Annotated in this window: 9 protein-coding genes; 4 read left to right on the plus strand and 5 right to left on the minus strand. The window is 63.2% G+C overall.

The window, feature by feature from the left end:
- The 3 genes from A9W99_RS05920 to A9W99_RS05930 all read right to left on the minus strand — a co-directional run.
- Window positions 1-2,369 (minus strand): RND family transporter (locus A9W99_RS05920; protein ID WP_067374792.1); only part of this gene is annotated, 2,369 nt, incomplete at its 3' end.
- Window positions 2,366-2,863: an MmpS family transport accessory protein gene (locus A9W99_RS05925; RefSeq protein ID WP_067374804.1), complete on the minus strand. Its 498-nt coding sequence runs from the start codon at window positions 2,861-2,863 to the stop codon at window positions 2,366-2,368. The genes A9W99_RS05925 and A9W99_RS05920, both read right to left, overlap by 4 nt.
- Before the next feature lie 204 nt (window positions 2,864-3,067).
- The gene (locus A9W99_RS05930) at window positions 3,068-3,736 is read right to left on the minus strand and encodes a TetR family transcriptional regulator (protein ID WP_067374794.1); all 669 of its coding nucleotides are present in this window, start codon (window positions 3,734-3,736) and stop codon (window positions 3,068-3,070) included.
- Window positions 3,737-3,919: 183 nt separating this feature from the next.
- On the opposite strand from A9W99_RS05930, the gene A9W99_RS05935 reads away from it, so the two are divergent.
- The 3 genes from A9W99_RS05935 to A9W99_RS05945 are packed head-to-tail and all read left to right on the plus strand — an operon-like array spanning window position 3,920 to window position 6,072.
- The gene (locus tag A9W99_RS05935) at window positions 3,920-4,831 is read left to right on the plus strand and encodes an RNA polymerase sigma-70 factor (protein ID WP_067374796.1); all 912 of its coding nucleotides are present in this window, start codon (window positions 3,920-3,922) and stop codon (window positions 4,829-4,831) included.
- Window positions 4,832-4,834: 3 nt separating this feature from the next.
- Window positions 4,835-5,650: an SDR family oxidoreductase gene (locus A9W99_RS05940; RefSeq protein WP_067374798.1), complete on the plus strand. Its 816-nt coding sequence runs from the start codon at window positions 4,835-4,837 to the stop codon at window positions 5,648-5,650.
- Window positions 5,647-6,072, plus strand: a complete 426-nt coding sequence (locus A9W99_RS05945) for a hypothetical protein (protein WP_253869631.1) — start codon at window positions 5,647-5,649, stop codon at window positions 6,070-6,072. The genes A9W99_RS05940 and A9W99_RS05945 overlap by 4 nt, the downstream gene beginning before the upstream one ends.
- 40 nt (window positions 6,073-6,112) lie before the next feature.
- On the opposite strand, the gene A9W99_RS05950 is transcribed toward A9W99_RS05945, so the two are convergent.
- The gene (locus A9W99_RS05950) at window positions 6,113-7,246 is read right to left on the minus strand and encodes a 1,4-beta-xylanase (RefSeq protein ID WP_067374808.1); all 1,134 of its coding nucleotides are present in this window, start codon (window positions 7,244-7,246) and stop codon (window positions 6,113-6,115) included.
- Window positions 7,247-7,482: 236 nt separating this feature from the next.
- Between A9W99_RS05950 and A9W99_RS05955 the strand changes: the two genes are divergently transcribed.
- On the plus strand, window positions 7,483-8,226 hold the full coding sequence (locus tag A9W99_RS05955; protein ID WP_156622966.1) for a hypothetical protein: 744 nt from the start codon (window positions 7,483-7,485) through the stop codon (window positions 8,224-8,226).
- On the opposite strand, the gene A9W99_RS05960 is transcribed toward A9W99_RS05955, so the two are convergent.
- Window positions 8,197-8,649 (minus strand): VOC family protein, encoded by a 453-nt coding sequence (locus tag A9W99_RS05960; RefSeq protein WP_067374802.1) that lies wholly within the window; start codon window positions 8,647-8,649, stop codon window positions 8,197-8,199. The two genes, A9W99_RS05955 and A9W99_RS05960, sit on opposite strands and share 30 nt — an antisense overlap.
- Window positions 8,650-8,837: the final 188 nt, after the last annotated feature.

Consider the following 8,837-nt stretch of genomic DNA (forward strand, 5'->3'; position numbering starts at 1 on the left):
AGCATGATGATGAAAATCAAAGTGGCTGCGGCGATTCCGGCGATCAGCAGGTCGATGTTGGAGCCGTCGTGCATGTCTTTGTACGACGCGGCCGTGCCGCCGAGGTAGACCTTGGCGCCCTCCCACGGGGTGCCCTTGATCGCCTCGTGCACGGCCTGCTTGATCGGTTCGATGCGGCTGATGCCTTCAGGAGTCGCCGGGTCGCCTTCATGGGAGATGATCAGCCGGACGGCGTGCCCGTTCGGCGATATGAACTGTTTGAGACCTCGCGCGAAATCCGGGCTATTGAACGCCTCCGGCGGAAGGTAGAACGTGTCGTCGTTCTTCGCCCTGTCAAAGGCATCGCCCTGGGCGGTGGCGTTGTCGGACTGCGCTTTCGTCTGGTCGTTGAGACCCTTCGTGATCGCGTAGTTCGACATGATGGTGTCGAGATTGCGCTGCTGGCTCTCGATCTGCGGCGGTATCAGCGCCACCAGCTCGGGCTGGATCCGATCCAGCCTATCCAGGTTCGCGCTGAGGTTCACGATGTTCTCGGCCACTTGGTCGATGCCGTCGAGCGCGTTGAAGATCGACCGGAGCGCCCAGCAGATCGGAATGTCGTAGCAGTGCCTCTCCCAGTAGAAGTAGCTGCGGATCGGCCGGAAGAAGTCGTCGAAGACGGCGATGTCGTCGCGCAACGCCTCGGTGATCTGCACGGTTTCTTTTGTGAGCCTGGTGGTTTCGTGCGTCGTGTTGCTGAGATCCTGGGTGACCCGCATCTGCTCGCGCAGCGTCGCCATCGTCTTGCGCAGCTCGTCCGCCTGCTTGAGCAGGTTTGCCGCCTGTTCTTCCTGATAGTGCTGGGTCTGGATGCGCCCTGCGGCTTGTGCACTCATCTGAAACCCGAGGGTGCTGTGGTCGAGCGGCGTGCCCAACGGCCGGGTGATGGTCTGCACCCGGCCGATACCGGGGATGTGGAAGACCGCCTTGGCGACCTTGTCCAAGACGATGAAGTCGGCCGGATTACGCAGGTCGTGATCGGTCTCGATCATCAACAGCTCAGGATTAAGCCGCGCCTGATCGAAGTGCCGGTCTGCGGCGGCATAACCGACATTGGCCGGGGTGTCGGCCGGCAGGAAGTGTCGGTTGTCGTAGTCCGTCTTGTAACCGGGTAGGGCGAGCAGACCAACCAACGCGACCGCGATGGTCACCGCGAGAACCGGTGCGGGCCAGCGGACCACCGCGGTGCCCATGCGACGCCAGCCCCGGGTCTGCAGCGTGCGCTTCGGATCCATGAGCTTGAAGAACGAAGCCACCGTGAGCACGGCCGGGGCCAGCGTCAACGCCGCGAGCACCGCGACCAGCATGCCGACGGCGCAAGGCACGCCCAGCGACTCGAAGTACGGCAGCCGGCAGAAGCTCAGGCAGTACATCGCGCCGGCGATGGTCAGGCCCGATCCCAGCACGACATGCGCGGTGCTGTGGAACATGGTGTAGAACGCTTCTTCGCGGGTCTCGCCCAGACCACGGGCCTCGTGATAGCGGCCGACCACGAAGATCGCGTAATCCGTCCCAGCGGCGATCGCCATAAGCACCAACATGTTGTTGGCGAAGGTCGACAGCCCCATCACGCCGTAGTTACCGAGTGTCGCGACGACACCGCGGGCCGCCGCCAGCTCGATGAACACCATGGCAAGCATGATCACCACGGTGACGATCGACCGGTACACGAACAGCAGCATCACGATGATCACCACGAAGGTGACGATCGTGACCTTCGCGACGCCCTTCTCACCCGAATGGGACTGATCAGCGAACAGCGGACCTGCGCCGGTGACGTATGCCTTGATTCCCGGCGGCGCGGGCACCGAGTCCACGATTTTGCGGACGGCCGCGGCAGACTCGTTCGCCAGCCCGCCGCCCATGTTGCCGGCGAGGTAAACCTGGACGTACGCGGCCTTTTGATCGTGGCTCTGGGAACCCGCCGCCGTCAGCGGATCACTCCAGAAATCCTGAACGTGCTGAACGTGTTTCTTGTCTTGCTCGACGCGCCTGACGATCTCGTCGTAGTAGCGGTGCGCTTCGGCCCCGAGTGGCTTGTCGCCCTCCAGCAAGATCATGGCCGAGTTGTCGGAGTTGAACTCCTTGAACGTCGAACCGACCTTCATCATCGACTGGAAGGACGCCGCGTCGGTCGGACTCATCGACACCGAGTGGGTTTTGGCGACGACCTCCAACTGCGGGGCCACGGTGTTGGTGACGAACACGATGCCCAACCACACCAGGACGATCGGCAGCGCCAGCCGGTGGATCATCCGCGGCAGGAACGGCGGGATCAGCGGTTGCGAGATTGGCGGCGCGGCAGAATCAGCCTCGGCTGGCTCGCTCATGCGGACTTGTCCAGGCAGTAGACGAAGGCGTTCACGGTTTGGTTGGGATCTGAGCGGTTCGGAGTCTTGATGACGTCACCGCTTCCGTCGTGCTTGTTCACCACGAACTGGCAGGCGATCCAACTGCCGTCTCCTTGCGCCACCAGGTTTGCCGGGATGCCGGGCTTCGTCGAACTCAATACTTTGCTCCAGGGTAAGGGCACGTTGAGGGCCTGCTGCGGATGGGAGTTTTCGTCGAGGTAGTTAATGGTTGCCGTGCTGCCCGGTGGGCCCCAGACCTGGAGCGTGATCGTCTTGGCGTTGAACTCGTCGAGGACCTCGCCCGAGGTGCCACCACCGAACGAACCCTTGTGAACGCCGAAGACGCCGTGCAACCGGTACACCACGAATCCTGATACCGCGACGACAGCTGCGATCGTGAGCACTAGCCAGAAACGCCCCAGGAGCCCCTTTTTGTTGGCGCGCTTCGGGGCGGCCTTGAACGCGTCGGCCACCCCAGTCCCCCTTCGACGACCTTCCTGCGCCCGGGCGCCGCTGCTGCGCTTGGTGTCCGACGGCCGCGGTGTGGCGTCCCGTTCCATACCGGTCGAGGCGGAGGTTTCCGCGGTCGGCTCGGCCCCCTGGCGCACGGAGATATCGGGACCGTATTCACCGGTTGCACTTCGCCAAGCCACAGCGCTCCGGCCTCCTTTCTGAGTTCATGAGAATTCCGATATCAGGCCGATGCAGGTGGCTGTCAGCAGGCGGGTAAGGGCGGATGCGAAGTCCAGATTCCACTCGGGCGGAACCACTTCGGGCTCCTCGGCGTAGACGTCGGTCAGGTGCTTCGGCGGGTTCGCAACTTGCCACAGCGTCGCCGCCAGCGAGTACGCGGCGAGCAGGATGTCGAGCGAGCCCGATCGTCCAAGTTCGGGCAGCGCGCTTCCTATCGCATCGGCCAGCGAGAGTGTGGCCGCGGTGCTGATCCGCCTGACCTCGATGACCCGCTCCGCGTCCACCTCGTGTTCCAGGTGCAGGTGCAGGTTGGCCAGCAGGTCGCAGAACAACGGGTCCTCGGCCAGTGCTTCGGCCAGTGTCTCGGCGATGCGCGAGGGCGACTTCGCGCCGGGCTCGGCCAGCTTCTCCGACACGGTATTCGACCACCGCACCCAGCCCTCGGCGGACAGGTGCAGCAGGACTTCCTTGTGTGAGGTGAAGTAGCGCCGCACCGCCGAGTAGTGAATGCCGGCGCGGTTGGCGACCGCGGTCAGGGTGACCGACGCGACGCCCGTTTCCATTGCCAGCGAGCGTGCGGCTTCCACGAGGGCATCCGCACGTTGGCGCTTCTTTTCCTCAGTGCGGGCGCGCTGAAACGTGAGTTGCGCCATCGGCTGAGCGTAACGCACGTTGTGTGATTTGCATAGCGCACATTGCGTGATTTGTGCTGCGTCACTCGTGGTCAGCCAAGCGAATCTCAAAAGCGTTAGCACATGCGATATTAATTTTGAGGCCGCACCAGCTGTGCGGTCGCAACCATCCGGCGACATTCGAGCCGTGGCAGTCTTGGCGGTGTGACCGACCTCGTGGAGGACTTCGAGGCTCAGCGGCCGCGCCTGTTCTGGTTGGCCTACCGACTCCTGGGGTCGGCGAGCGAAGCCGAAGATGCGGTGCAGGATGCATATCTGCGACTACACGGCGCAGACTCAGCGCTCATCGAATCGCTGCCGGCGTGGCTTACGAAGGCCGTCACGAACCTATGCCTCAATCGGCTCACGTCGGCCCGCGCTCGCCGGGAGGTCTACCCCGGGCCGTGGCTTCCGGAGCCAGTCCTCACCGACGACCGGACACTCGGCCCGCAGGAAACCGCCGAGCAACGCGAGTCGGTGTCCATCGCGCTGCTGAGCTTGATGGAGCAACTCAAGCCCAACGAGCGGGCGGCGTTCGTGCTCAGAGAGGCGTTCGCGTACAGCCATCTAGAGATCGCCGAGATCCTTGAGATGTCGGAAGCCAACGTCCGGCAGCTGTACCGGCGAGCGAGGCAGCGACTGGGTGGACCCCGTCAGGCGGTGCACCGACCGGATCGCGCACAGTGGCGGTCCCTGGTCGATCGCTTCTTCACCGCCGCCAGCGCCGGGGACGTGGCCGGACTCGTCGAAATCTTGACCGCTGATGCGACTTCCACGGCCGACGGCGGCGGCAAGGTGGCGGCCGCCAGGCGCCCAATCTCGGGCCGTGACCGGATGGCCCAGTACGTGGCGCGGGTGTTCACCAGAAACCTGGCGCAGATACAGCTGCGTCTCGATGCCGCCGAGGTCAACGGCGAGCCGGCGATGCTGGCATTCGACGGCGACACACTGGCCGGTGTCTTGTGCTTCGAGATCACGGGCGACCGGATTGCGGCCGTGCGGATCCTGGCCAATCCTGACAAACTGCGGTTTCTTGCCGAGCAGTTGTCACATCCTGCGGGCCTGTCCGGTCCATAGGGTATGACGAACTCCGTACTCGTGACCGGCGGCACGGGAACCGTGGGCCGCATCGTTGTCGACAGCCTGATGGCAGCGGGGGCGGAGGTCCGCGTTCTCAGTCGCGGGCGGCGCCCCCAGCAGTCCACCGATGTTCGGCATGTCGTGGGGGACGTGCAGACCGGTGATGGCCTCGACGTGGCCATGGACGGCGTCGACGCAATCGTGCACTGCGTCTATCCCACCGAGCAGCTGGTCGCGGCGGCGAAACGGGCGGGCTCACCGCATCTGGTTTATGTCTCGATCGTCGGAATCGACCGCATCCCATTTGCCCTCTACCGCATGATGCTCGCCAACGAACGCACGATCGCCGAGTCGGGCCTGCCGTGGACGGTGCTGCGGGCGACCCAGTTTCACGATCTGATCGCCTTCCTATTGCACATGCTCGCGAAGCCGCCGGTCATCGCGCTGCCGTCGGGCCTGCGGTTCCAACCGGTCGACGTGCGCGACGTGGGCGAACGGTTGGCCCGGTTGGCGCTGGGCGATCCGATCGGGCGCGCGCCGGATTTCGGCGGCCCGCAGGCGCGTGCGCTCGACGATCTTGCCCGCAGCTACCTGACGATCGTCGGTAAGAGCCGACCGATCACCCCAATCCGCTTGCCCGGCAAGGTGTTTGGCCGGATACGGGCCGGCGGGTTGCTAGCCCCGGAGCACGCCGCCGGCACGATCACCTTCGAGCAATACGTCAATGAACAGCACGCCGCCGGCCAACTGCCGTACCGCGACGCCATCCGCGCTTACCTGCCCCTGCTACATCGCCGACGCAGGAGGTCGCGGTGAACGCCCGGTTGATCGTGCTTCGCACCGGGGTGTGGTTTCTCACCTTCGTGGAGATCGTGGTTGGGCTTGTCGCGACGCTGGCCCCCCGGGCGTTCTACGACTACGTGCCCTGGGTGGACCTCATCCCGCCGTTCTCCGAACACCTCATGCGCGACTACGGCGCCATGAACCTCTCGCTTGCGCTCGTATTCGTTCTGGCCGCAGTCACGATGGAGCGCCGCATGGTGCGGACCGCGCTGGGCGCGTACCTGCTGTTCGCCATCCCGCACCTGATCTTTCACCTCACACACCTCGAGCACTTCACGACGGGCGCCGCGGTCTGGCAAACGGTTCTGCTCACGGTCGCCGTGCTGCTGCCGGTTGGTCTGCTGATCCTCACAGCGTGGCGGCCAAGGCCGTCCACGGCCACAGGAAGCAGCTGACGCGCTTTCACGATTGATTTGAGGCGCCGCAGCGGTATGCTCAGAGCGTCTTAGAGCTGCGCAGTTTGCTAATGGTTTGAATTTCGGTGTCCCGGTAGGGCTTTCCGTCGGGTTGGACAAGATCGTGAAACCAGGGCTCCGGAACCGTCGTGTATGGATGATCCCATGAGTCCCAGGGCAGGTAGGTCTGGGACTTCCCGGCCACCAAACCCCAATTGATGGCACCTATGTTGTAGCGCTTCGCAATTGGCAACACTCCATCAACGGTGCTGCCTTGCGTGCGAGCCAGGTACTCGGTGCAGAGGACCGGCCGGCCGAGTGGGGAGAGTTCAGCGATCCGAGCCTCGAAAGCCGCTGGTTCGTCATAGCAGTGGAATGTGATTACGTCGGAGTTGTCCAATTGAATGCTACTGATTGTGCTGCGGCGCTGAGGATCTCCCCACTCGCCGTCCCACACGCCACTCGTTAACGGCTGAGATGGGTCAACCGAGCGGGCCCACCCGAACACCAAGGAGAGCAGGTCGGCGACGCGCTCCTGCTTGTCTTTCCGCTCGACCTTGCTATACACACGAGCTGGATTATCGGGCTCATTCCACAGGTCCCAACCCAAAACGCGATCATCAGTGCGGAATTGGTCTAACACTCCCGTGACATAGTTGCGCAGAGTGCGGCGGTAGTCGAGGTCGTCGAGGTGTTCGGCACCCGGGCTTTGCACCCAACCGGAGTTGTGGACCCCAGGCCTCGGTGCGCGCTGCCGACCCGGTTTGGGGAACGGATCCCAACAGGAGTCAAAGAGCGCAAAGAGTGGTTTGATCCGGTGATGCGCCGCGATGGCGACAAACTGCGCGAGACGCGTTTGGAAGCCTCGGGAGTCCTGCGCCCAGAGTAGATCGTGCAGGAAAACCCGCACCACGTTAAGGCCGTGCAACCGGGCCCACCCGAGTTCGCGATCGATGCGCCGCGGGTCGAAGGTGTCGCCCTGAAACATCTCGAGCTGGTTGACGGCGTTTGAGGTGATGTAGTTGGCTCCGACGAGCCAGGCTTGCGCTTGATACCAGCGATTGGCTCGGTCAGGCGTCCACCGGCTTTGCTCCGCGGCGGCGCGGGGCAGCTGTGTCAGCATAGGACCTGCCCCCAGCAGCAGGGGTAGCGTCAGGACGGTTCGGCGCCTCACGAAGTGACCATAGCCCCCCCGTTGCGCACGGCTGGTGCTTTGCATCGATCATCGACGGCAAACGCTGATCGCCGCGAGACCGCTTTATACGTCTGCCCAGCCACGCTCATCTAGGGCGTGTCAAGGATCAACCGAACCAGCTGTAAACCATGAGCCGGAACAATCTCAGGCATCAGTCAACCAAATCAACCGGAAACCACTTGGTAGCTCTCCAGCTCGGCAGGAGAATCACCGCCGTGGCATCGAACATGCCGGCTTGGTTGCCGAGCTATCTGATAGCTGGCGGATTCTTAGTGGTAGCCCTGCTTACCGGCCTTGTGCTGTCGTTCCACCCACGATTCAAAAACAGATACAGAGGGCGACCTGCCACGGCCCAGCCGACCCTCTTCCAGAAGCGCACAAGGGGGCCGTCGGTAATGTCCACGAGTGTCGTCGGGCTCTTGCACTTCAAACCGGCGGGCTGGTTGATATGGCCGATCTGCGGTGTGGCTCTGGGGTTGTTCACGGTCCAATTGCCATTGTTGGAAGCTGTACCCGCGACCGCAGCCCTGCTACTGGTGGTCGTGATTGCCTACCTACGCCCTAAACGTGCGGTGCAGTGCTGCTATGTCGACGAAAACGGCGCTTTAACACTCATGCGCCGCGATGTCACGATTCCCTTCGACCTCAACCACTTTCGTTACGTGAGGCTGTACAACGCCGAATGGCGAGACACGGAATCGTCAACGCCGGGCATGTTGGTGCTGCGCCGCGACACGCGTCCGAGTCCATGGACGTGGCTGAGCAGCGTCCTCCTCCCGCGGGTCGACGACGAGCGCGTCGTTTTGTTCTGCAGTCGTTGGTGGGACGCTGACGGCTATTTCGTCGGACCGCGCGACATGGCAGCCCTGTTCTTTCAAGCCTGCGAACGCGCCGGGCGCCTGCCGACGATACTCAACCACTTCTTTGGCTCAGATGGTTGGGAAGTCCGTCCGAGCTGACCCAGCAGCGGTGAGTCGTTTCGCTTGCTCGGCAAGCGGGATTACGAAAAGTTCGAGCTGGATGTTGTCGGGATCCCGAAACACCAGCGTGGGCCCGTATGGCATATCGGCGATCCCGGAGTGTGCGACGCCGTTCGCTTCCAGGTGTTCCTCCCATCGTTGCAATTCAGCTCGGTCCGCAACCTGGAAAGCAATGTGATCGAGGCCGATACGCCGTTCGTCGAAGGCCGCGCTTTCCGGCGCGTCGTGGGTCATGACCGACACCACGAGACCGGAGGGATGCATCAAGGTGATGACGTCAAAGCTGTCGCCGCGCCAACGTTTCGCGATGGTGAAGCCCATGACATCCTGCCACCATGCCGCGGATCGTTCACGGTCCGAGACCGTCAAATCGATATGCGAGAAGCCCTCGAGTTCCGGCATTGGCGGCCTCCACTCGGCAGATTGTCGCCCACAACCGCGACGCGATTGCACCGTACGACAAAGGCGCACCCACCGACAGTCTTGACTTTGCGTCTATGGCGCAAAAGCTCGAGGCGGATTCAGGCGGTCGCTGCAACAAAAGTGGACGGGTCTGACAGTAGTCGTTGGAGTTCTTCGGCGGGAGTGCG

This window comes from Mycobacterium sp. 1164966.3 (genome assembly GCF_001665395.1).
In the GTDB taxonomy this organism is placed as follows: domain Bacteria; phylum Actinomycetota; class Actinomycetes; order Mycobacteriales; family Mycobacteriaceae; genus Mycobacterium.

Bases quoted from the DNA above. Each gene is read 5' to 3' on its own strand.
- A9W99_RS05930 (WP_067374794.1), bottom strand. From the start codon at position 3,736: ATGGCGCAACTCACGTTTCAGCGCGCCCGCACTGAGGAAAAGAAGCGC.
- A9W99_RS05940 (WP_067374798.1), top strand. From the start codon at position 4,835: ATGACGAACTCCGTACTCGTGACCGGCGGCACGGGAACCGTGGGCCGC.
- A9W99_RS05960 (WP_067374802.1), bottom strand. From the start codon at position 8,649: ATGCCGGAACTCGAGGGCTTCTCGCATATCGATTTGACGGTCTCGGAC.